The sequence below is a fragment of the Rhodovulum kholense genome, from assembly GCF_003053725.1.
Classification (GTDB): Bacteria; Pseudomonadota; Alphaproteobacteria; order Rhodobacterales; family Rhodobacteraceae; genus Rhodovulum; species Rhodovulum kholense.
This window is the reverse complement of the sequence record NZ_QAYC01000005.1, coordinates 46,461-68,806: the sequence shown is the minus strand read 5'-3', so window position 1 is coordinate 68,806 and position 22,346 is coordinate 46,461. Positions and strand designations below refer to the sequence as shown.

Below are 22,346 nucleotides of genomic sequence, written 5' to 3'. Positions count from 1 at the left end.
GCATGGCGACAACAGGAAAACGCCGCCGACCCCCTGACGGGATCGCCGTTTCAGATTTTGCAGCAGGCGGATGGTTTTCCGCGCGTTTTCCGTTGCCTATGGGACGTGCTCTTAGCACCTTTCTCATGCGGTTTCATGTCCCCTTCTCGGGGTCCACACGCATGACCGGCACCCGCTGGCCGAAATCCGCCGCCCGCCCGCCGGCGAACCCGCTTCCCCCACAGACGCCGCCCCGCTAGGCTCACGCCATGACTGCGGACGAGATCATCGCGACGCTCGGGCTTGCCCCGCATCCCGAAGGGGGCTGGTATCGCCAGACCTGGGTGGCCGAGGCCGCGCCCGGCACCCGCCCCGCCGGAACCGCGATCTACTACCTGCTGGCCGAGGGTCAGCGCAGTCACTGGCACCGGGTCGATGCCGACGAGATCTGGCTTTATCACGCGGGCGATCCGCTGGAACTGACCGTGTCGGCGACCGACGCAGGACCGGCCGTTCCGATGATCCTTGGGGCGGATCTGACCCGGGGCGCGCGGCCGCAGGGCCTCGTTCCCGCCGGTCACTGGCAGGCCGCGCGCCCGCTGGGCGCCTGGACGCTGGTCAGCTGCACGGTCAGCCCGGGTTTCCGCTTCGAGGGGTTCGAGATGGCCCCGCCCGGCTTCGACATCCCGCGGGCCTGAGCTTCGGCCGCCCTCAGGGCGTCGAGATCCGCCCGCCCAAGACCGGCCGGTCAACCCCGGTCGTGCCAGGGCAGGAGGTCGGCAGGCCGCGCGCCACCCGCACTGCGAGATAGGCGAAGGCCTGCGCCTCGAGCATGTCGCCATCGAGCCCCAGCGCCTCGACGGGTTCGGCCGCAAGGCCCGTGCGTTCGGCGATCATCCGCATCAGGACCGGGTTCCGCCGCCCGCCGCCGGTGACCAGCAGCCGCGTCGGACGGACCGGGCACGCCTCGAGACCGGCCGCGACCGAGGCCGCGACGACGGCCACAAGCGTAGCGGCGGCATCGGCGTCGTTCAGCCCCGCGACCCGGTCCGAGAGCCCCGCAAAGGCGTTCCGGTCCAGAGACTTGGGCGGCGGCGCGCGGAAATAGGGCTGCTCCAGCAGCCAGGCCAGCACCGCCTCGTCCACCCGCCCGGCGGCGGCCAGCGCGCCGTCGCGATCACAGCTCTGGCCCAGCCGCGCCCGCATCAGATCGTCGATCGGCGCGTTGGCGGGGCCGGTGTCGAAGGCCAGCAACGCGCCCTCGTCCTCGGGGCGCGCGCGGCCGGGATCGACCCAGGTCAGGTTGCCGACGCCGCCCAGATTGAGGAAGGCCACCGGTTCGGTCAGCCCGGCCCGGCGCGCGCAGGCGAAATGGTAGAACGGCGCCAGCGGCGCCCCCTGCCCGCCCGCGGCGACATCGGCGCTGCGGAAATCCCAGACCACGGGCAGGCCCAGCGCGCGTGCCAGCACCGCGCCATCGCTCGCCTGATGGGTGCCGCGCCCGCCCGGATCATGGGCCAGCGTCTGGCCATGCACCCCTGCCAGATCGGCACCCGCAATCCGCGCCATGACCTCGGCATGCGCGGCCTCGACCACGCCCGCCGCCTCGGCCACCCCCGGATCGCCCGGCCAGCGCCCCAGCGCCGCCGCCAGCACCGCCCGTTCTTCCGGCGCATAGGCGCGATAGGCGCTGGGACCGAAGCCGAAGAGGGTCTCGCCATCGGTCTCGATCAGCGCCGCATCGACCCCGTCGAGCGACGTGCCCGACATGGTCCCCAGCACCCGCACCGTCCCGCCGTCGATCATGGTCTTTCCCTCCCGGTCTGCCGCCGATATACCACGGCGAAACTTTAACCCAAGGGACAAGAGGCGATGACCTACCACCCGAAATCGGACTTCCTGCGCGTGATGATCGAGCGCGGCTTTCTGGCCGACTGCACCGATTATCAGGGCCTGGACGAGGCTCTGGTTGCCGGAGTGGTGCCCGCCTATATCGGCTTCGATGCAACGGCCAAGTCGTTGCATGTGGGCGGCCTGATCCAGATCATGATGCTGCGCTGGCTGCAGAAGACCGGCCACAAGCCGCTGGTCCTGATGGGCGGCGGCACAACCAAGGTGGGCGATCCGTCCTTCCGGGCCGACGAACGCCCGCTGCTGACGCCCGAGCAGATCGACGCCAACATCGCGGGCATCAAACGGGTCTTTGCCAGCTATGTCACCTTCGGCGAGGGCGCGACCGACGCGCTGATGCTGAACAATGCCGAATGGCTGGACGGGCTGAACTACCTCGATTTCCTGCGCGATATCGGGCGGCATTTCTCGGTCAACCGGATGCTCAGCTTCGAGTCCGTGAAATCGCGGCTCGACCGGGAACAGTCGCTGAGCTTTCTCGAGTTCAACTACATGATCCTGCAGGCCTACGACTTTCTCGAGCTGAACCGCCGCTACGGCTGCCTTCTGCAGATGGGCGGGTCGGACCAGTGGGGCAACATCGTCAACGGGATCGACCTGACGCGCCGGGTGCTGGATGCCGAGATCTTCGGGCTGACCTCGCCGCTGCTGACCACCTCGGACGGCAAGAAGATGGGCAAGAGCCAGTCGGGCGCGGTCTGGCTGAATGCCGACATGCTGAGCCCCTACGAGTTCTGGCAGTACTGGCGCAACACCACCGATGCCGATGTCGGACGGTTCCTGAAGCTTTACACCGAACTTCCCCTCGGGGAATGCGAACGCCTGGGGGCGCTGGAAGGCAACGCCATCAACGATGCCAAGATCGTGCTGGCAAACGAGGTCACGGCGCTGGCCCATGGCCGGGCGGCGGCCGAAGCCGCCGAGGCGACCGCGCGCGAGGTCTTCGAGAAGGGCGGCGTGGGCGAGGACCTGCCGACGGTCGCGCTGAGCGCGGGCGAACTGGCCGAGGGTATTTCGGTCGTGCAGCTCATCACCCGGGCGGGCCTTGCGAAATCGGGCAAGGAGGCCAAGCGGCTGATCGCCGAAGGCGGCGCCCGCCTGAACGACGAACCGCTGACCGATGCCGGGCTGATGGTCGATGCCGCGATGCTGGCCGAGCCGATCAAGCTGTCGGCGGGCAAGAAGCGTCATGCACTGGTGCGGCTCGGCGACTGAGCCGGAGGCCCGTCCCGAAAAAAGGCGCCGCGCGGGGACTGTCCGCGCGGCGCTTTTCGTTTCGGCCCCTGCCCGCTTAGCGGCGGCGGCGCAGCAGCCCCAGCCCCGCCAGCGCGCTGACGATCAGCACGCCGCCGGCCGGAAGCGGCACCGGCGCCGGCTGGGCAATGGCGGCGATGGCGTCATAGCCATAGGACGCGTCCTTGAAGTTGAAGATCTCGAACCCGGTCAGCGCGACCGAGAAGCTGTCGGCCCCGTTCTCGAAGCTCAGCCCGAGGATCGAGCCCTTGAGCGTCGCGGTCAGCATGTCGAAGGCATAGTCGAGCGCCGAGAACTGGTCCTGCCCCTCGCCGCCGTCGAACAGCGCCCCCGCGCCGCCGAAGACGCCCGAGAAGGGGCCGATCAGATCGAAGGCATCGTCGCCCGCGCCGAATTCGGCCCCGCCGATCACGCTGCTGCCCTCGAGGCTGACGAAGACATCGTTGCCCGCACGCAGCTGCAGTGCGAGCCCGGTCGGGTTGGCCGCACCGTCGCGCGTGCTCATCAGCGTACCCGAGTTGTAGACCGCGATGTCCTGGGTCACGGCCTCGTCGGTCTCGACCGCGACGGTGCCCGAGATCAGCCCGAAATTGTCGATGACCCCCGCCCCGGTGCCCGGGTCGAAGTCGATGGCGGCATCGACGGTCGAGCGGATCACCCCGGTCGCCTCGTTGCGGATATAGCCTGAATCGATGTCGATGGCGTCCTGCGGATCGTCGCTGTCGCCGGGGTTCTGGATATTGGCGATGAGCCCCGAATTGACGATGGTCGCGTTCTCGCCGACCTGAATGGCGTCGTCGAAGCCCTCGATCGTGCCCTTGTTGGTGATGTCGGCACCGTTGCCGGTCTCGATCCCCTCGTTGCCGGTCGAGCGGATCACCGCCCCGGCCGTGTTGACCAGCGTCAGGCCGTTGCCGCCCGCGTCGTCGTCGTCGGGCCCCGCCTTGACCGCCTTGCCGGGGGTTTCGATCAGCCCGGTATTGGTCAGGGTCAGCCCGTCATGGCCCTCGGTATCGACACCGTCATCGGCCGCGCGGATCGTGCCGTCATTGTTCAGGGTCAGATCGTCGCCCGCCACGACCGCGTCATCGCTGCCGTCGATGGTGCCGCTGTTCAGCAGCGTGTTGCCGTCGCCCTTGATCTTGACGGCGTCCGTGTCGGCCGCCGCGGGCGCGACCGACGCCCCGGCCTGGACATAGACGGTCAGATCGTCCGAGCCGTCGGAAAAGCCGTCGGTATCGGCGCCCATGCAGAACACGACATCGCCCGCATCCGGCTTGTCCGGCGTGCAGTTGGCCAGGGCCAGTCCCGGCCCCGCCAGCACGCCCATCGTCGTCAGAAGAAGAATCCGTTTCATTGGTGGCCCCCCGGCAAGGTCTCAAATGCCTTCCCGCTACCCGGCAGAGTTAACAGATCCGTGACAGCCCGGCGAGCCGGAAGCCGGATTTGGCCTCTCGGTCGCAAAAAAGGCGGAGCCCGCAGGCCCCGCCCCTGTTTTCGCACGCGGAAGAAGAGCTTAGTCGGTCACGCTCACCTTGACCATGCGGTCGGGCTGTCCCGTGACCTCGCCGTTCCGGCCCGAGCCGCGCTTGATCGCGTCGACCACGTCCATGCCCTTCGTCACCCGGCCGACGACCGTGTACTGACCGTTCAGATGCGGCGCCGGGGCGAACATGATGAAGAACTGCGAATTGGCCGAATCCGGGTTGGCCGAGCGCGCCATGCCGACCGTGCCCCTCTCGAAGGGCACGTCCGAGAATTCGGCCTTGAGGTCGGGACGGGTCGACCCGCCGGTGCCCGCGCGCCGCATGTCCATGCCGAGCTTGCCGAATTCGACATCGCCGGTCTGCGCCATGAAACCGTCGATCACCCGGTGGAAGACGACATCGTCATAGGCGCCCTCGCGGGCCAGCTCGACGATCCGCTGGACGTGGTTGGGCGCCACATCGTCCAGCAGCTCGACATGGACGGTGCCGTTCGCCCCCTCTCCCGCCACCTGGATGTCGAGACCGGTCGCCAGCGCCGGTCCCGCCAGGGTGCAGAGCAGCGCGACCAGAAGGTTACGCATCGGCGGCGACCTTGACGCTGATCATGCGGTCGGGATTGGCCGGCGGTTCGCCCCGGGTGATGGCGTCGACATGTTCCATGCCCTCGATGACGCGGCCATAGACGGTGTACTGGCCGTTCAGGAAATGGTTGTCGGCGAAGTTGATGAAGAATTGCGAATTGGCCGAGTTCGGGTTCGAGGACCGCGCCGCGCCCAGCGTGCCCCGGTCATGGGGCAGCTTGGAGAATTCGGCGGGCAGGTCGGGCATTTCGGACCCGCCGGTCCCGGCACGGCCGGGGTTGTAGTCCTTTTCGGCATTACCGTGCTCGACATCGCCGGTCTGGGCCATGAAGCCCTCGATCACGCGGTGGAACACGACATTGTCATAGTCCCCGGCCCGGGCCAGCGCCTTCATCCGCTCGACATGTTTCGGAGCGACCTCGGGCAGAAGCGCGATCACGACGCGGCCCCCCTTCAGTTCCATGATGATGGTGTTCTCGGGGTCCTTGATCTCGGTCATCGCCGGTTCCTCCTCGGGATCTCTGTCGGGCCGAGACACTAGTGCGGCGGAAAGGCGATGAAAAGAGGCGCCGAGGGGACCGGCCATTGACCTTTCCGGCACTTCGGGCGAATTAACGCCAACGTGAGCCCTTCGGGAGGACGACGCATGCCCTGGAAGACCCTCGACGACATGGACCTTGCCGGCAAGGTGGTCCTGGTCCGGGTGGACATCAACGTACCGGTCGAGGATGGCCGGGTGACCGACGCGACGCGGATCGAGCGGATCAAGCCGACCGTCGAGGACATCCTGAAGGCGGGCGGCAAGCCCGTGCTGCTGGCCCATTTCGGCCGGCCCAAAGGCAAGGTCGTGCCCGAGATGAGCCTCAAGATCACCCTGCCCGCGCTGGAAGAGGCGTTCGGCCGCGGCGTGATCTTCGCCGATGACTGCATCGGGCTGCCCGCCAAGCAGGCCGTCGCCGCGCTGAGCGAGGGCGATATCCTGCTGCTGGAAAACACCCGGTTCCACGAGGGCGAGGAAAAGAACGACCCGGCGCTGGCTGCCGCGATGGCCGCCCTTGGCGACATCTATGTGAACGACGCCTTCTCGGCCGCGCACCGGGCGCATGCCTCGACCGAAGGCATCGCCAAGCTGCTGCCCTCCTGCGCGGGACGGCTGATGGAGGCCGAGTTGACCGCGCTGGAAGGCGCGCTGGGCAACCCGGCGCGGCCGCTCGTCGCCGTGGTGGGCGGGGCCAAGGTCTCGACCAAGCTCGACCTGCTGGGCAATCTCGTCGGAAAGGTCGACTTTCTTGTGATCGGCGGCGGCATGGCCAACACCTTCCTTGCTGCCCAGGGCATCAATGTCGGCAAGTCGCTTTGCGAGCATGACATGGCCGGCACCGCACGCGACATCAAGGACAAGGCCGATGCCGCGGGCTGTCGGATCGTGCTGCCGGTCGATGTGGTGGTGGCGCGCGAATTCCGCGCGGGCGCGGTGAACGAGACGGTTCCGGCCGATGCCTGCCCGGCGGATGCGATGATCCTGGATGCCGGGCCGCAGTCGGTCGAGCAGATCGAAGAGGTCTTCGCCAAGTGCAAGACGCTGATCTGGAACGGCCCGCTCGGCGCCTTCGAGATCGACCCGTTCGATGCCGCCACCAACGCGGCGGCGGCCAAGGCGGCCGAGTTGACCGAAGCCGGACTGCTGGTGTCGGTCGCGGGTGGTGGCGACACGGTCGCGGCGCTGAACGGCGCGGGCGCGGCCGAGAAGTTCAGCTATATCTCGACCGCGGGTGGCGCCTTCCTCGAATGGATGGAAGGCAAGACCCTGCCGGGCGTCGCCGCGCTTGAGGATTGACCTGCGGGCGCAGGGCCGCCCCGTTTGATCGACAGCCTTGAACGGCGGCCCGCCCGGGCCGCCGTCATTGTGATGGGCGGCGCCGACTTTTCGTTTCACAAGCCGATTCGCTTGCCCTAGACTGCGGCGGACCGCGCCTGTCGCGCGGCAAGCAGGGGCAGGGTCATGACCGCGGCGCGTCTGCGCCCCGCCTGGGGGGCGCTCGTCTATATCGGGATCAGTTTCTCGCTGGCGATGTATTTCACCTTCGCCGCGGTGCAGGGCGATTATGGCCTGTTCCGCCGGATCCAGATCGAGGCCGATGCCGCCGCACTCGAAGCCCAGAAGGCCGCGCTCGAGGCCGAACTCGACTCCGTCTCGAACAAGACCCGGCGGCTGTCGGATGGCTATCTCGACCTCGACCTTCTCGACGAACGCGCCCGCAGCGTCCTGGGCCTGATCCGCGCCGACGAAATCGTCGTGCGCTGAGCGGCCGCGCGCCTTATCCCCGCCCGCTTACTCCGGCCTTTTGGTCTGGCCTGTTGTTCCGGCCTTTTCCTCGGGCCTTCACCTCGGGCCGAAACCGGCCCGCCCGCCGGGCGCGGGCAAAAAGCCCTCGCAATCTTGGAACCGCTCTGATATATTTTCGTTTAACGTTAAACCATTTCTGCGCATGGGAGGCGCCGCCCGATGGCCACGCGAAAACCGCCCGCGAAACCGAACACCTCCAAGGAAGAATTGCTGACTTTTTACCGCGAGATGCTGCTGATCCGGCGTTTCGAGGAAAAGGCCGGCCAGCTTTACGGCATGGGGCTGATCGGCGGGTTCTGCCACCTTTACATCGGCCAGGAAGCGGTCGTCGTCGGGCTTGAGGCCGCGGCAGAAGAGGGCGACAAGCGCGTCACCTCGTACCGCGACCACGGCCACATGCTGGCCTGCGGCATGGACCCCAAGGGGGTGATGGCCGAACTGACCGGGCGCGAGGGCGGCTATTCCAAGGGCAAGGGCGGCTCGATGCACATGTTCTCGAAGGAGCGCCACTTCTATGGCGGCCACGGGATCGTCGGCGCCCAGGTGCCGATCGGCGCGGGGTTGGCCTTCTCGGACAAGTACAAGGACAATGGCCGCGTCACCTTCACCTATTTCGGCGACGGCGCCGCCAACCAGGGTCAGGTCGCCGAAACCTACAACATGGCCCAACTCTGGTCGCTGCCGGTGATCTTCGTGATCGAGAACAACCAGTACGCCATGGGCACCTCGGTCAAGCGCTCGACCATGAGCCCCGATTTCTGGGAACGCGGCGCCTCCTACGGCATCGCGGGCGAGGCGGTCGACGGGATGGACGTGCTGGCGGTCAAGGCCGCGGGCGAGAAGGCCGTTGCCCACTGCCGGGCGGGCAAGGGGCCCTATATCCTCGAAATCATGACCTACCGCTATCGCGGCCACTCGATGTCGGACCCGGCCAAGTACCGCTCGCGCGAGGAGGTGCAGAAGATCCGCGAGGAACGCGACGCCATCGAGCATGTGCGCGAGCTGATCCTGCAGGGCAAGCACGCGACCGAGGACGAGCTGAAAGAGATCGACAAGGAGATCAAGGCCGTTGTGAACGAGGCTGCCGAGTTCGCCAAGGAAAGCCCCGAGCCGGCGCTCGACGAGCTTTACACCGACATCTACGCCGAAACGGCGCCGCAGAACGCCTGAGCGAGGAGAGACAGACATGGCAACGGAAATCCTGATGCCCGCGCTTTCCCCGACGATGGAGGAAGGGACCCTGGCGAAATGGCTGGTCAAGGAAGGCGACACCGTCTCGGCGGGCGACATCCTGGCCGAGATCGAGACCGACAAGGCGACGATGGAATTCGAGGCCGTCGATGAGGGCGTGCTCGGGAAGATCCTGATCGAGGCGGGCACCGAAGGCGTGAAGGTCAACACCCCCATCGCCGTGCTGGTCGAAGAAGGCGAAGATGCCGACGCCGCCGTCAAGGCGGCGCAGGAGGCCGCACCCGCGGCCGACGCGGACGGCAAGGCGGCCTCCGGCGGAGGCTCCGCGCCGTCCGCCCCCGCCGAACCGAAACGCGCCCGGCCGGTGGCCGAACCCGAGATCCCAGAAGGCACGAAGATGAAATCGACCACGGTCCGCGAGGCACTGCGCGATGCCATGGCCGAAGAAATGCGCCGCGACGACGACGTCTTCCTGATGGGCGAGGAAGTCGCCGAATATCAGGGCGCCTACAAGATCAGCCAGGGCCTGCTCGACGAATTCGGCGCGAAGCGCGTGATCGACACGCCGATCACCGAACATGGTTTCGCGGGTCTCGGCGTCGGCGCGGCCTTCGGCGGCCTGCGCCCCATCGTCGAGTTCATGACCTTCAACTTTGCCATGCAGGCCGTCGACCAGATCATCAACTCGGCCGCCAAGACGCTCTACATGTCGGGCGGCCAGATGGGCTGCCCCATCGTCTTCCGCGGCCCGAACGGCGCCGCCGCCCGCGTCGCCGCCCAGCACAGCCAGGACTACGCCGCCTGGTACGCCCATATCCCCGGCCTCAAGGTGGTCCAGCCCTATTCGGCCGCCGATGCCAAGGGCCTGCTGAAAACCGCGATCCGCGACCCGAACCCGGTGATCTTCCTCGAGAACGAGATCCTTTATGGCCGCAGCTTCGAGGTTCCGGTGCTGGACGACTTCACCATCCCCTTCGGCAAGGCCCGGATCTGGCGCGAGGGCAAGGATGTGACGCTGGTCAGCTTCGGCATCGGCATGGCCCATACGCTCCAGGCTGCCGATGCGCTGGCCAAGGAAGGCATCGAGGCCGAGGTGATCGACCTGCGCACGCTGCGCCCGCTCGACACCGCGACGGTGATCGAAAGCGTCAAGAAGACCAACCGCTGCGTCACCGTCGAGGAAGGCTTCCCGGTCTGCTCGATCGGCAACCACATCTCGGCCGTGCTGATGCAGGAGGCCTTCGACTGGCTCGACGCGCCGGTGATCAACTGTACAGGCAAGGACGTGCCGATGCCCTATGCGGCGAACCTGGAAAAGCTGGCGCTGGTGACCGCGAAAGAGGTCGTCGAAGCCGCCCGCGCTGTGACCTACCGCTGAGGAGACCGGCATGCCCACGGAAATCCTGATGCCCGCCCTTTCTCCCACGATGGAGGAAGGCACGCTCGCGAAATGGCTGGTCAAGGAAGGCGACACCGTGTCGTCCGGAGACCTCATCGCCGAGATCGAGACCGACAAGGCCACGATGGAATTCGAGGCCGTCGATGAAGGCCGGATCGGCAAGTTGCTGGTCGCGGCCGGAACCGAGGGCGTGAAGGTCAACACGCCCATCGCCATCCTGCTGGAAGAGGGCGAAAGCGAAGACGACATCGACGACAGCGCGGCCCCGTCGAAACCGGCCCCGGAGGCTGCGCCCGCAGCCGACGCGGGCGGCAAGGCGGCCCCCGACGGGGGTCCCGCGCCGGCCGCCGCCCCGCCCGCGCCCAGCGCCACCGATGGCCAACGGATCTTCGCCTCGCCGCTCGCGCGCCGGATCGCGGCCGAAAAGGGTCTCGACCTGACCGCCATACAGGGCTCGGGCCCGCGCGGGCGTATCGTCAAGGCCGATGTCGAGGCCGCGACCGCCCCCGCCGCAAAACCCGCAAAGGCCGAGGCTCCCCAGACCGCCGCCGCCCCACAGGCCGCCGCCGCCCAGCCCGCCGGGCTATCGCCGGACGCGGTCGCGCGGATGTACGACGGGCGTGCCTACGAGGTCGTCACCCTCGACGGCATGCGCAAGACCATCGCCGCCCGCCTGACCGAGGCCAAGCAGACCATCCCGCACTTCTACCTGCGCCGCGACATCCGGCTCGACGCGCTGCTCGAGTTCCGCGGCACGCTCAATGCCCAGCTCGGCGCCCGGGGCGTCAAGCTTTCGGTCAACGACTTCATCATCAAGGCCTGCGCGCTGGCGCTCCAGCAGGTGCCCAAGGCCAATGCGGTCTGGGCGGGCGACCGCATCCTGCAGCTCAAGCCCTCCGATGTGGCGGTCGCCGTCGCCATCGAGGGCGGGCTCTTCACCCCCGTCCTGAAGGATGCCGAGACCAAGTCGCTCAGCCAGCTGTCGAAAGAGATGAAGGATCTGGCCGCCCGCGCCCGCGACCGCAAGCTCGCGCCGCAGGAATACCAGGGCGGCAGCTTCGCGATCTCGAATCTCGGGATGTTCGGGATCGACAATTTCGACGCGGTGATCAACCCGCCCCATGGCGCGATCCTCGCGGTCGGCGCGGGTGTGAAGAAACCGGTCGTGAACGATGCCGGAGAGATCGAGGTCGCGACGGTCATGTCGGTCACGCTCAGCGTCGATCATCGGGTGATCGACGGGGCGCTTGGCGCCGAGTTGTTGGAGGCGATCCGGGACAATCTGGAAAACCCGCTCGCCATGCTGGCCTGACCGCGAGCCCCTGCGGGCTCGCCGATCCTGCAGGGGCCGGGCTCTATCCCGTCAGCGGCTTGCCCAGTTCAACCCAGATCGGGCGGTGATCGCTCGGCCTCTGGGTCCGCGCGGCCCCCGATCCGTCCAGTTCCGCCTCATAGGCGTCATGGGCGATCCCGGCCGCCCGCACCCAGGGCGCAAGCCCGGGCGAAATCGCGAAATGATCCAGCAGCAGCGGCCGGTCGGGCACCTCGTCGACGAAGTCGTCGAACCGCGCGGTGAACAGGGCCGCGGGCGGCACATGGGACAGCAGCGGATGGCGGAAGATCAGCTCGGGCGTGAAGGTGGACCCCAGCACGATATCGGCCACGTTATGGGTCAGGTAGCTCCGCTCGAAGAAATCGGTCCCCGGCCCGTCATTCCAGTCGCCGGTGACCACGATCCGCGCGGCCGGGTCCGCCGCGACCAGCGTGTCGAGATAGGCGCGCAGCCGAAACCCCTCGGCCGAAATACGCCGCCGCGCCAGCAGGGCCGCCACCACGAATTCCTGCCGCCGCACCGGATCGCGCCAGAGCGCCTCGCCGCCATGAACGTATTTCGACTTGGTATGCAGCACCACGACCCGCACCGGCGCGCCGCCCACCGGGTCGATGTCGACCACCAGCGGCAGCCGGGTGAAATCATAGCCCTCCAGCAGCATGTCGCCATTCACGTCTGCCGCCCAGGGCTCGGTCAGCGCCAAGGTCGCCGCATCGGTCGCCCGCTCGACCGCGCGCACCAGCCCGTCCCGGCGGCGCAGCACGTAAAGCTTCTGCGCGCCCCCGTCGGAACCGATCAGCGCCTCATAGCGCGGCCCGTCGGCATCCGACAGAAACGCGTCGAGAAACAGCGCCATCTCGGCCTCGGCGCTGGGGCCTTCCTGCAGACACAGAAGATCGGGCGCCAGCGCGTCGATCACCGCAGCGGCCTTGCGGGCGCAGGTCCGCGCCTCGTCCGCCGACAGCTCGTTCGAGCCCCAGCGCGGCCGGGCATTGCCCGAAAACCACTTGTTCATCCATTCGAGATTCCAGTCGACGATCTTCATGCGCGCCTCCCCTGCGGCCGATGACCCAAGGGCAGCCTAGCACAGCCGCGCGACTTGAGGGTGACGCGATCAGAACCGGTCGAGCAGGCGCCGCAGGTAGTCGAGTTCTAGATCGGGGCGGTTCTGTTCGCCCGACCGGCGGCGGATCTCGTCCAGCAGGTCGCGGGCGCGGCGATAGACATCGTCGCCCTGCAGCATGCTGTCCTCGGTGCCGACCTGCCCGGTCGAGCCCGGCGCGCGGCCCAGCGGGTCGCGGCGTTCGCCGCCTTCATCGGCCCGGCCCATGCCCTGACCGTCCTCGCCGCCCTCCTGCCGGTTCTGGGCCAGCGCGTCGCCGAGGTTGCGCATGCCCTCGCGGAGCGCCTCCATCGCCTCGGCCTGATCGTCCAGCGCCCCGGCCAGATCGTTGTCGCGCAGCGCCCGCTCGGCCTCGTCCATCGCCCGCCCGGCCCGATCCAGCGCCTCGCGCGTGGCCTCGCTTTCGGGCGAGGCGCCCAGCCCGGGCAGGTTCTGCTGCTGGCGGTCCAGTTCGCGGCGCAGCGCGTCCTGACGGTCGGCGAGGCTTTGCTGACCGTCCTGGCCCTGGCCCGGCATGCCCTCGCCCTGCCCCTGCTGGCCCTCGCCCTGCTGGCCCTGCTGGCCGCCGGGGTTGAACTGGTCCTGCAGGTCGCGGAAGGCATCGTCGGACAGGCCCTGCTGATCGCGTAGGGTTTCGGCCAGCCCCTCCATCGCCTGCTGTCCCGGAGACGACCCGCCCGGCCCTTGCGTGACCTGCATGTTCTCCATCATCTGCTGAAGCATCTGCAAAAGCTGCTGGGCCTCGTCCATCCGGCCCTCTTCCATCAGCTGCTGCAACCGGTCCAGCATCTGCTGCAGCTGATCGCCGGTGATTTCCTGCGTCTCGCCGTTCTGGGCCTGCTCCTGGCCGTCCTGCTGCTGTTGCTGGGCCAGCTGGCGCATGTAGTCCTGCATCGCCTCGCGCAACTCGTCCATCAGCTGGGCGATTTCGGCATCGCTGGCACCGTTCTTCATCGCCTCGGCCAGCCGCTCCTGCGCCCGGCGCAGCCGTTCGGCGGCATCCGAAAGGTCGCCGTCCTCGATCAGCACGGCGATGTCCCAAAGCGCCTTGGCCAGTTCGGTCTGGGTCTCGGCGGTCAGCGCGGCGGCCGAAGCCTCAAGCCGCCGGATCGCCACGCGAAGCTGCAGATAGGCGCTTTCGTTGCGGAAGATCTCGTCGGGCCGGTAGCTGACCGCGCGCAGGATCTGCGCGACCTCGGGGGCGTTCGCCCGCGCCCAGAGCAGCGCCTGGCGTTGTTCGATCACCGCGCGCGCCAGCGGGTCGAAGAAGCGCCGCCCGGGCAGCACCATCGCGGCGGGGGCCGACACGCCCCGCTGGCCCAACGCATCTTCCGCGGCCAGCTCGATCCGGACCGGGAGCCCGGCCCAGGGGTGTTCGGACAGGTTCTCGACCAGGGTTTCGGTGAATTGCTGCCGGTCGCCGGAAATCGGCATCGGCAGGTCCAGCACCAGCGGCTCGCGCGGGTCGGGATCGACGGCCAGCCCGTAGCGGCGGTCGACCGCCGCAAGATCGAGCGTGATCGTCGCCTCGCCCCGGGTCACGCCGTAATCGTCGCTGGCCGAGAAGGGTTGCTTCATCTCGCCATCGGCCGAAACATCGAGCGCACCGGTCAGCCGGATTTCCGGACGAATGTCGGGGCTCAGCACGATCTGCCAGGCGCGGCCGCCGGGGCCCTCGATCTCGACGCGGCCGTCCTTCACCACCTCGAAGCTTTGCGCCATGGCGTCGGTGCCCTCGGGCGGCGGCGCCTCGGCCCCCTCCTCGCGGCCCGAGACGGTCTCGGTCACGCCAAGCGCGCCCACCGCGCCGTAAAGCCTTAGGGTGACGCGGCTGCCCTGGGGCACGGCCAGCGCGTCTTCGGCGATGTCGTTGAGATAAAGGCTGGGCTTGCCGGTATAGGCCGGGGGCTCGATCCAGCCCTCCCAGGTGGGTCCGGCGGCCAGCGCCGGGCCGCCCTGCCCCAGATCGGTGACGCTGGCAACGCGCAGGAAGGACCCGAAGACCAGCGCCACGGTAAAGGCGATCAACGCCACATGGCGCAGCCCGTAGGGGTCGCGCGAGGATAGCCTCAGATCGGGCGGCACCGCGCGCGCGTTCTGCACCCGAGCCGCCATGCGCGCGATATGGGCGCGCCAGACCGCCTCGGAGGCCGGATCGCCCGCGCCGATGGCCTGACTGTCGGAAAGCGCCGCGATGGGCCGACCCGGAAGCGTCCGGTCGAGCCGGTCGAGCGCCTCGGCCCGGCTTGGCCGCTGAAAGCCGCGGACCCCGTAGACGAGCGTCGCCAGAAGCGCGGCCAGAAGTGCTGCCCCCAGCCCCAGCGCGGCCCCGCGGGTCAGCAGGTCGTGAAGCCCGAAGGCAAGGGCCGCGGCGATCAGCAGAAGAAGGCTCGCCAGCGGCCAGAAGGCCCGGCACAGGCGCTCGGCCAAAAGGCCCGCCCAGGTCAGGCGCAGCGGCCAGCGCAGGTGGGTGAGGGCGTCGTCGGGGATCGGCGTGCTCTCGGTCATGCTCCCATCCGGCGGCGGACCCGGGCGGGGTGCCGGGTCACAACCATTCCGGGATGGTATCGCGGTTTATGATCTCGTCAAAGGACGGCCTCTGGCGAATGACGGCGAAGTGATCCCCGCTGACCAGAACCTCGGGCACCAGCGGGCGGGTGTTGTATTCCGACGCCATCACCGCGCCGTAGGCCCCGGCCGAGCGGAACGCGACCAGATCGCCCTCGGCCAGCGGCGGCAGATCGCGCGCCTTGGCGAAGGTGTCGCCGGTTTCGCAGACCGGACCCACGACGTCATGGGGAGCATAGCCGGTTCCGGCGGCGGGCTCGGTCAGCGGCACGATGTCGTGATAGGCGCCATACATCGAGGGCCGGACAAGATCGTTCATCGCCGCATCGAGAATGAGGAAGGTCCGCCCCTCGCCCTCTTTCACATAGATCACCCGGCTGACCAGCACGCCCGCATTCCCGGCAATGAGCCGCCCGGGCTCGATCTCGATCTCGACCTCCAGATCGCCCAGCACGCGCTTGACCATGGCGCCATATTCGACCGGCAGCGGCGGCGCGGCGTTCGAGCGTTCGTAGGGAATGCCAAGCCCCCCGCCCAGATCGAGACGGCGGATGTCGTGGCCCTCGGCGCGCAGGACCTTTGTCAGCTCGGCCACCTTGCCATAGGCCTGCTCGAAGGGCTCGAGCTGGGTCAACTGGCTGCCGATATGCACGTCGATCCCCATCACCTGAAGCCCCGGCATCGCGGCGGCGCGGGCATAGACGTCCTTCGCGCGGGCGATCGGGATGCCGAACTTGTTCTCGGACTTGCCGGTCGCGATCTTCTCATGGGTTTTCGCATCGACATCGGGGTTCACCCGGACGGCGATGGGCGCGACCCGCCCCATGGACCGCGCGACCTCGTCAAGCGCCGCCATCTCGGGTTCCGATTCGACGTTGAACTGGCGGATGCCGCCTTCCAGCGCCAGCCGCATTTCCTCGCGGGTCTTGCCAACGCCGGAAAAGACGATCCTGTCGCCCGGCACGCCGGCCGCGCGCGCCTTGCGGTATTCGCCGCCCGACACGACGTCGATCCCCGCGCCGAGATCGCCCATCAGCTTGAGCACGGCGAGGTTCGAATTGGCCTTCATCGCGTAGCAGACCAGATGGTCGGTGCCCGCCAGCGCCTCGTCGAACAGCCGGAAATGCCGGGTCAGCGTGGCCACGGAATAGCAGTAGAAGGGCGTGCCGACCGTTGCCGCGATGTCGGCCAGCGACACGTCCTCGGCATGGAGCACACCGCTCCGATACAGGAAATGGTCCATTCGGGTCTCCGGGAGGGCTCAGGCGGCTTTCGAGGGACGCGAGCGCAGGAAGATGTAAAGCGGCAGCCCGCAGGACAGGCCGATGCCGAAGGTCAGCGGGATGCAAACGAGCCCCAGCGCATCGCGGCGCCGGGCGCTGTCGATCAGGATCCACAGCGTCAGCGCAATGGCGCTGATCGTCAGGTCCCAGGTCAGGCCGGTGGCGCTGTCATTGACATACCAGGCGTCGATCATGCCGCCCCAGTCCCAGTCATTGGCGAGGATCCAGCGCATGAAATAGAACATCGGGTGGATCGAGCCCCAGATCGCAAGGGCGAGAAAGAGATAGCGCAGGTATTTCATGGCCGGTTGCCTCCGACGACGCCCATTTCCGCGGTGCCGCTGACCGAAAAGCCGGTCCCGGCTGCGGATTTGGGCGGCTCGGGCGGGCCGTCGAGCCCGCAGCCTGCAAGCGTCAGGGCCAGCACCGCCGCCAGGGCCGCACTGCGCCCCGGCCGAAACATCCGATCAGAAGCCAATTCCCACTCCTCCCGTCCCAAGGATCAGCCGCACCGGGGCGCCGCGCGGGCGCAGCCCGACCGAGGCGCCATCGGTGCCCACCGTAACAGCCGCGCTGCCGGTGTCCACGACCCGGGCCGAGGCACGGGCCCCATTCGGCCCCGCGCCGACCGCGACCCGGCCCGCCGACACCCCGCCGCTGACATCGCCCGCATTCGAGACCGCGACCCCGCCATGCGGCCGGGCGCAGCCCGCCAGCGCCACAAGCGCAAGGCCCGCCGCGAGGGTCGCGCCGCGTCTCATCCCAGCCGTTCCGTCCAGCGGGCGATCTGGGCGCGGACCTGTTCGGGTGCTGTGCCGCCATAACTCATCCGGCTCGCCACCGAATTATGCACGCCCAGCACCCCGGACACGTCCTCGCGGATGCCCTCATGCACCGACTGCATCTCGGCAAGGCTCAGATCCGGCAGATCGCAGCCCTTCTTCTCGGCCATCGCGACAAGCGTGCCGGTGACGTGATGGGCCTCGCGGAAGGGCAGGCCCAGCTCGCGCACCAGCCAGTCGGCCAGATCGGTCGCGGTCGAGAAGCCGCTGGCGGCAGCCGCTTCCAGCGCGGGCCGGTTCGCGGTCATGTCGCGCACCATGCCCTCCATCGCGGCCAGGGCCAGCATCAGGTTGTCGGCCGCATCGAAGACCTGTTCCTTGTCCTCCTGCATGTCCTTGGAATAGGCCAAGGGCAGGCCCTTCATCACCGTCATCAACGCGACATTGGCGCCGAAGATCCGGCCGATCTTGGCCCGGATCAGCTCGGCCGCGTCGGGGTTCTTCTTCTGCGGCATGATCGAGGAGCCGGTCGAGAACCGGTCCGACAATGCAACGAAACGGAACTGCGCCGAGGACCAGATCACCAGTTCTTCGGCGAAGCGCGACAGGTGCATTGCGCAGATCGAGGCCGCGCCCAGGAATTCCAGCGCGAAGTCGCGGTCGCTGACCGCATCGAGCGAATTGGCCATCGGCCGGTCGAAGCCCAGCGCCTGTGCGGTCATGTGCCGGTCGATCGGGAAAGAGGTGCCCGCCAGCGCCGCGGCCCCCAGCGGGCTTTCGTTCATCCGCGCGCGCGCATCGCCGAATCGCGACAGGTCGCGGGCGAACATCTCGACATAGGCCATCATGTGATGGCCCCAGGTCACCGGCTGGGCCGTCTGCAGATGGGTGAAGCCCGGCATCACCCAGTCCGCGCCCGCCTCGGCCTGCGCCAGCAGCGCCCGGATCAGCGCCCGAAGCCCGTCCATGGCGGCGTCGATCTGGTCGCGCACCCACAGCCGGAAATCGGTCGCCACCTGGTCGTTCCGGGACCGCGCGGTGTGCAGCCGCCCCGCCGGCTCGCCGATGATCTCTTTCAGCCGGGCCTCGACATTCATGTGAATGTCCTCGAGCGCGGTCGAGAACGCAAAGGACCCGGCCTCGATCTCTGACAAGACCGTGAGCAGGCCTTCCCGGATCGCCTCGGCATCCTTAACCGTGAGGATACCGGTTTCCGCCAGCATGGCGGCATGGGCGCGCGAGCCTGCGATATCCTGCGGGGCAAGGCGCTTGTCGAACGAGATCGAGGCGTTTATCGCCTCCATGATCGCGTCCGGCCCGGCGGCGAAACGCCCGCCCCACATGGCGTTGGAACGGGTCTGGGTCTGGTCTTTGGTCATCGGCTGGCCCCCTTCGGAGGGAAACATGGTCTTAAGGTCGCTCGTCCTCTACATCGCCCTCGGGCTCTGTGCAAACGCGGCTCCTGCCGCCGACATCGCCACGCTCGAGGCGATGCGCGAGGGCACCATGAAGAAGCTGGTGTTCCACGCCGAACCGCAAGCGGTGCCCGATGCGGTGCTGCTGGACGAGACCGATGCCGAACGCAGCCTCGGCGAGTATCGCGGCCGCTGGGTGGTGCTGAACTTCTGGGGCACCTGGTGCCCGCCCTGCCTGGCCGAGATGCCGACGCTCGAGGCGCTGGCCACGACGGCGGACAGCGACCGGCTTGCCGTGGTCACCGTGGCCACCGGGCGCAACCCGCCCAAGGCCATCGACCGGTGGTTTTCCGAGAAGCAGATCGCGCATCTGCCGAAATGGCGCGACCAGTCCTCCTGGCTGGCGCGCTCGATGGGCATCCTGGCCTTGCCGGTGACGGTGATCCTCGACCCCGAGGGCCACGAGATCGGCCGCCTGATGGGCGAGGCCGACTGGAACAGCCCCGAGGCCAGGGCGCTTCTGGACAGCCTGACCGAAGGGTCCTGATCGCTCACCCCAGCGCCGCCACCTCGGCATGGCGCGGGCAGGTCAGGACATGGTCGTTGACCATGCCCACCGCCTGCATGAACGCATAGGTGATGGTCGGCCCGCAGAACTTGAAGCCGTCCGCCTTCAGCGCCTTTGACATCGCCTGCGACCGCGGCGTCTGGGCCGGGACGTCGGCCATGCTGGCAAAGTCGTTCTGCAGCGGCGCACCGTCGACGAAGCGCCACAGATAGTCCGAAAACCCCTCGCGCGCCTCGATCTCGCACCAGGCGCGGGCATTGCCGATGGTGGCCTCGATCTTGCCGCGATGCCGCACGATCCCCGGATCGGCCAGCAGCCGGGCGACCTCGGCCTCGCCCCAGCCCGCGATGACCTCGGGATCGAAGCCCGCAAAGGCAGCCCGGAACCCCTCGCGCTTGCGCAGAATCGTCAGCCAGGACAGCCCGGCCTGGAACCCGTCGAGGATCAGCTTTTCGAACAGTGCGCGCGAGTCGCGCTCGGGCACGCCCCACTCCGTGTCATGATACGTCACGTAAATTGGCTCACTTCCACACCAACCGCACCTTTCCGCCATAGAATTTTCCTTTTCATGCCGAGAGTTGCCCAAAACTTCCCGGATTTCCTAAATTTGGAACCAAAAGCGAACCTTCACCTGACCTTAACCGTTCTCGCGCCATGAGAACAGGGAGCGAAGCGGAGGTCAGAATGCCGGACGGCAGCTATGAAAAAGGCGGCGCCGCGCCCCGAGGATCGGACAGTCCGCTGTCCGCGGCCGTCGCGGAACGGGACCGGAACGTCATCGCGATGGTGCAGGACGCGCTGGACCGGCGCGATGTGGTGCTGGCCTTTCAGCCCGTCGTCCAAAGCATGGAAAACGGCAGGATCGCCTTCTACGAAGGTCTGATCCGCGTCATCGACCGCAGCGGCCGGACCATTCCGGCGGGCGACTTCATCGAGACGGTGGAAACCACCGAACTCGGCCGGATGCTGGATTGCACCGCACTTGAACTGGGGCTGGCCGCGCTGGCCGATTGCCCCGACCTGCGGCTTGCGATCAACATGTCCGCCCGCTCGATCGGCTATCCGCGCTGGACGCGCACCCTCAACCGCGCGATCGAGGACGACGCCACCCTGGCCGAACGGCTGATCCTGGAAATCACCGAAAGCTCGGCCATGGTGATGCCCGACCTCGTCACCGTCTTCATGCGCGACCTGCAGGCCAAGGGCATCGCCTTCGCGCTGGACGATTTCGGCGCGGGCTATACCGCGATCCGCTATCTGCGCGATTTCTACTTCGACATCCTCAAGATCGACGGCCAGTTCATTCGCGGCATCGCCGACGACCCGGACAATCAGGTGCTGACCTCGGCGTTGATCGCCATCGCCCAGCATTTCGACATGTTCACCGTGGCCGAGAATGTCGAAACCGCGCGCGATGCCGCCTGGCTTGCCTCGGCGGGAATCGACTGCATGCAGGGCTATGCCTTCGGCGCCCCGACCATCGTTCCGCCCTGGCGCAGCGGCACCGGCGACCCCGGCGAACGCCGCAGCGCCTGACCGCCCGGGCAGATCCCTCGCCCGCCGCTCCGCGACCGGGGAACGCCGCCAACGATCAGGCCGACCGGCCCGCCCCTCGGGGGACGCACGCGGCGCACGGCCCGACAGCGCCGACCTTGTCCGGGCCAGCCGCTGCCGCCTCTGGCCAATCCACCCTCCTCGCTGACCCCCTGCCCTGCGCGGCACCCCGGAACCGATTCCAACGCCGGTTTTCCGCGATCCGCCCCCTTGACGCCTGCTGCCCCTCCGGCAGGGCCGATGCTGCGGCGCGGCGCCGCGCGGGTTCCCGCGTGAACGCGTGAGGCGAGCCGCTGGCGGGGGGTGCAATTCTGCGCGTGCATCCCCTATAGTCGCCCCGTCAGGCACCCAGGGGAGAAGGACCTACCCATGACCAATGTCGTCATCGTTTCTGCCGCCCGTACCGCGGTCGGCAGCTTCAACGGCGCGTTCGCTACCGTTCCGGCCCACGAGCTCGGCAAGACGATGCTCGAAGCGCTCGTCGCGCGGGCCGGCATCGACAAATCGGAGGTTTCCGAGACGATTCTCGGCCAGGTGCTGACCGCGGGTCAGGGCCAGAACCCCGCCCGTCAGGCCCATGTCAATGCGGGCTTCCCGGTCGAGGCGGCGGCCTGGTCGATCAACCAGGTCTGCGGCTCGGGCCTGCGCTCGGTGGCGCTGGCCGCGCAGCACATCCTGCTGGGCGATGCCGCCATCGTCGCCGCCGGCGGGCAGGAGAACATGACGCTCAGCCCCCACGTCGCGCATCTGCGCGCGGGCCACAAGATGGGCGACGTCAAGTTCATCGATTCGATGATCAAGGACGGGCTGTGGGACGCCTTCAACGGCTATCACATGGGCCAGACCGCCGAGAACGTGGCCGAACAATGGCAGATCAGCCGCGACATGCAGGACGAATTCGCCCTGGCCAGCCAGAACAAGGCCGAGGCCGCGCAGAAGGACGGCAAGTTCGCGGACGAGATCGTGCCGGTCACGGTCAAGGGCCGCAAGGGTGACACCATCGTCGAGGCCGACGAATACATCCGCTACGGCGCCACGCTCGAGTCGATGCAGAAGCTGCGCCCGGCCTTCGCCAAGGACGGCTCGGTCACCGCGGGCAATGCCAGCGGCATCAACGACGGCGCCGCGGGCGTGCTGTTGATGTCGGCCGACGAGGCCGAGAAGCGCGGGCTGGAACCGTTGGCACGGATCGCCTCGTATGCGACCGCCGGTCTCGATCCCTCGATCATGGGCACCGGCCCGATCCCGGCCTCGCGCAAGGCGCTGGAGAAAGCCGGCTGGAAGGTCGAGGATCTCGACCTGGTCGAGGCCAACGAGGCCTTCGCCGCCCAGGCCTGCGCTGTCAACAAGGACATGGGCTGGGACCCGGCCATCGTCAACGTGAACGGCGGTGCCATCGCCATCGGCCACCCGATCGGCGCCTCGGGCGCGCGGATCCTCAACACCCTGCTCTTCGAAATGAAGCGCCGGGACGCCAAGAAGGGCCTTGCGACCCTCTGCATCGGCGGCGGCATGGGCGTCGCAATGTGCCTGGAACGCGCCTGATCGCGGCGAAATGACAAGGGGCGCGC

The 22,346-nt window shown here is 68.1% G+C and carries 22 protein-coding genes; 10 read left to right on the top strand and 12 right to left on the bottom strand.

The window, feature by feature from the left end; translation table 11 throughout:
• Window positions 1–248: 248 nt before the first annotated feature.
• Complete coding sequence (locus C8N38_RS08410; protein WP_108026077.1) at window positions 249–677, top strand: cupin domain-containing protein; 429 nt, start codon at window positions 249–251, stop codon at window positions 675–677.
• 13 nt (window positions 678–690) lie between these two features.
• On the opposite strand, the gene C8N38_RS08405 is transcribed toward C8N38_RS08410, so the two are convergent.
• The gene (locus C8N38_RS08405; RefSeq protein ID WP_108026075.1) at window positions 691–1,785 is read right to left on the bottom strand and encodes an anhydro-N-acetylmuramic acid kinase; all 1,095 of its coding nucleotides are present in this window, start codon (window positions 1,783–1,785) and stop codon (window positions 691–693) included.
• A 66-nt stretch (window positions 1,786–1,851) separates the two neighbouring features.
• On the opposite strand from C8N38_RS08405, the gene tyrS reads away from it, so the two are divergent.
• Window positions 1,852–3,105 carry a tyrosine--tRNA ligase gene (tyrS, locus tag C8N38_RS08400; RefSeq protein ID WP_108026073.1) on the top strand — a complete coding sequence of 418 codons (1,254 nt, stop codon included), beginning with the start codon at window positions 1,852–1,854 and terminating at the stop codon, window positions 3,103–3,105.
• Window positions 3,106–3,181: 76 nt separating this feature from the next.
• Here tyrS and C8N38_RS08395 read toward each other — a convergent pair whose 3' ends face one another.
• The 3 genes from C8N38_RS08395 to C8N38_RS08385 all read right to left on the bottom strand — a co-directional run bounded on the left by C8N38_RS08395 (window position 3,182) and on the right by C8N38_RS08385 (window position 5,711).
• On the bottom strand, window positions 3,182–4,501 hold the full coding sequence (locus C8N38_RS08395; protein ID WP_108026071.1) for a VPLPA-CTERM sorting domain-containing protein: 1,320 nt from the start codon (window positions 4,499–4,501) through the stop codon (window positions 3,182–3,184).
• Window positions 4,502–4,660: 159 nt separating this feature from the next.
• Window positions 4,661–5,212 carry a peptidylprolyl isomerase gene (locus C8N38_RS08390; RefSeq protein WP_108026069.1) on the bottom strand — a complete coding sequence of 184 codons (552 nt, stop codon included), beginning with the start codon at window positions 5,210–5,212 and terminating at the stop codon, window positions 4,661–4,663.
• A complete protein-coding gene (locus tag C8N38_RS08385; protein ID WP_108026067.1) occupies window positions 5,205–5,711 on the bottom strand; it encodes a peptidylprolyl isomerase in 507 nt (168 codons plus the stop codon). The genes C8N38_RS08390 and C8N38_RS08385 overlap by 8 nt, the downstream gene beginning before the upstream one ends.
• Window positions 5,712–5,858: 147 nt before the next feature.
• On the opposite strand from C8N38_RS08385, the gene C8N38_RS08380 reads away from it, so the two are divergent.
• The 5 genes from C8N38_RS08380 (at window position 5,859) to C8N38_RS08360 (ending at window position 11,461) form a co-directional block, all read left to right on the top strand.
• Complete coding sequence (locus C8N38_RS08380) at window positions 5,859–7,049, top strand: phosphoglycerate kinase (RefSeq protein WP_108026065.1); 1,191 nt, start codon at window positions 5,859–5,861, stop codon at window positions 7,047–7,049.
• A 165-nt stretch (window positions 7,050–7,214) separates the two neighbouring features.
• The gene (locus tag C8N38_RS08375) at window positions 7,215–7,517 is read left to right on the top strand and encodes an FtsB family cell division protein (protein ID WP_108026063.1); all 303 of its coding nucleotides are present in this window, start codon (window positions 7,215–7,217) and stop codon (window positions 7,515–7,517) included.
• 201 nt (window positions 7,518–7,718) lie between these two features.
• Window positions 7,719–8,729, top strand: a complete 1,011-nt coding sequence (gene pdhA / locus C8N38_RS08370) for a pyruvate dehydrogenase (acetyl-transferring) E1 component subunit alpha (RefSeq protein ID WP_108026061.1) — start codon at window positions 7,719–7,721, stop codon at window positions 8,727–8,729.
• Window positions 8,730–8,745: 16 nt separating this feature from the next.
• Window positions 8,746–10,128 carry a pyruvate dehydrogenase complex E1 component subunit beta gene (locus tag C8N38_RS08365; RefSeq protein WP_108026059.1) on the top strand — a complete coding sequence of 461 codons (1,383 nt, stop codon included), beginning with the start codon at window positions 8,746–8,748 and terminating at the stop codon, window positions 10,126–10,128.
• 10 nt (window positions 10,129–10,138) lie between these two features.
• On the top strand, window positions 10,139–11,461 hold the full coding sequence (locus C8N38_RS08360) for a pyruvate dehydrogenase complex dihydrolipoamide acetyltransferase (RefSeq protein ID WP_108026058.1): 1,323 nt from the start codon (window positions 10,139–10,141) through the stop codon (window positions 11,459–11,461).
• A gap of 43 nt (window positions 11,462–11,504) precedes the next feature.
• Here the strand turns inward: C8N38_RS08360 and C8N38_RS08355 are convergent, their stop codons facing one another.
• The 7 genes from C8N38_RS08355 to argH form a co-directional block, all read right to left on the bottom strand.
• The gene (locus tag C8N38_RS08355) at window positions 11,505–12,527 is read right to left on the bottom strand and encodes an endonuclease/exonuclease/phosphatase family protein (protein ID WP_108026056.1); all 1,023 of its coding nucleotides are present in this window, start codon (window positions 12,525–12,527) and stop codon (window positions 11,505–11,507) included.
• A 69-nt stretch (window positions 12,528–12,596) separates the two neighbouring features.
• A complete protein-coding gene (locus C8N38_RS08350) occupies window positions 12,597–15,113 on the bottom strand; it encodes a TIGR02302 family protein (RefSeq protein ID WP_108026054.1) in 2,517 nt (838 codons plus the stop codon).
• Between the two features lie 37 nt (window positions 15,114–15,150).
• Entirely contained in the window at window positions 15,151–16,416 is a 1,266-nt protein-coding gene (gene lysA / locus C8N38_RS08345; RefSeq protein WP_108026052.1) for a diaminopimelate decarboxylase, read from the bottom strand.
• A gap of 18 nt (window positions 16,417–16,434) precedes the next feature.
• Window positions 16,435–16,758 (bottom strand): DUF2834 domain-containing protein, encoded by a 324-nt coding sequence (locus tag C8N38_RS08340; protein ID WP_108026050.1) that lies wholly within the window; start codon window positions 16,756–16,758, stop codon window positions 16,435–16,437.
• Window positions 16,755–16,934 (bottom strand): argininosuccinate lyase, encoded by a 180-nt coding sequence (locus C8N38_RS08335; RefSeq protein WP_245895618.1) that lies wholly within the window; start codon window positions 16,932–16,934, stop codon window positions 16,755–16,757. The genes C8N38_RS08340 and C8N38_RS08335 overlap by 4 nt, the downstream gene beginning before the upstream one ends.
• On the bottom strand, window positions 16,924–17,217 hold the full coding sequence (locus C8N38_RS08330) for a hypothetical protein (protein WP_108026047.1): 294 nt from the start codon (window positions 17,215–17,217) through the stop codon (window positions 16,924–16,926). The genes C8N38_RS08335 and C8N38_RS08330 overlap by 11 nt, the downstream gene beginning before the upstream one ends.
• Window positions 17,214–18,617: an argininosuccinate lyase gene (gene argH / locus C8N38_RS08325; RefSeq protein WP_245895616.1), complete on the bottom strand. Its 1,404-nt coding sequence runs from the start codon at window positions 18,615–18,617 to the stop codon at window positions 17,214–17,216. The genes C8N38_RS08330 and argH overlap by 4 nt, the downstream gene beginning before the upstream one ends.
• Window positions 18,618–18,642: 25 nt before the next feature.
• On the opposite strand from argH, the gene C8N38_RS08320 reads away from it, so the two are divergent.
• Window positions 18,643–19,200 (top strand): TlpA family protein disulfide reductase, encoded by a 558-nt coding sequence (locus C8N38_RS08320; RefSeq protein ID WP_245895614.1) that lies wholly within the window; start codon window positions 18,643–18,645, stop codon window positions 19,198–19,200.
• A gap of 4 nt (window positions 19,201–19,204) precedes the next feature.
• On the opposite strand, the gene C8N38_RS08315 is transcribed toward C8N38_RS08320, so the two are convergent.
• Window positions 19,205–19,774, bottom strand: coding sequence for a DNA-3-methyladenine glycosylase I (locus C8N38_RS08315; RefSeq protein ID WP_108026041.1), 570 nt, complete (start codon window positions 19,772–19,774; stop codon window positions 19,205–19,207).
• A gap of 131 nt (window positions 19,775–19,905) precedes the next feature.
• Here C8N38_RS08315 and C8N38_RS08310 point away from each other — a divergent pair, with 131 nt between their 5' ends.
• Together C8N38_RS08310 and C8N38_RS08305 are read left to right on the top strand one after the other, a co-directional pair.
• Window positions 19,906–20,757 carry an EAL domain-containing protein gene (locus C8N38_RS08310; RefSeq protein WP_108026039.1) on the top strand — a complete coding sequence of 284 codons (852 nt, stop codon included), beginning with the start codon at window positions 19,906–19,908 and terminating at the stop codon, window positions 20,755–20,757.
• A gap of 387 nt (window positions 20,758–21,144) precedes the next feature.
• Window positions 21,145–22,320, top strand: coding sequence for an acetyl-CoA C-acetyltransferase (locus C8N38_RS08305; protein ID WP_108026036.1), 1,176 nt, complete (start codon window positions 21,145–21,147; stop codon window positions 22,318–22,320).
• Window positions 22,321–22,346 lie beyond the last annotated feature (26 nt).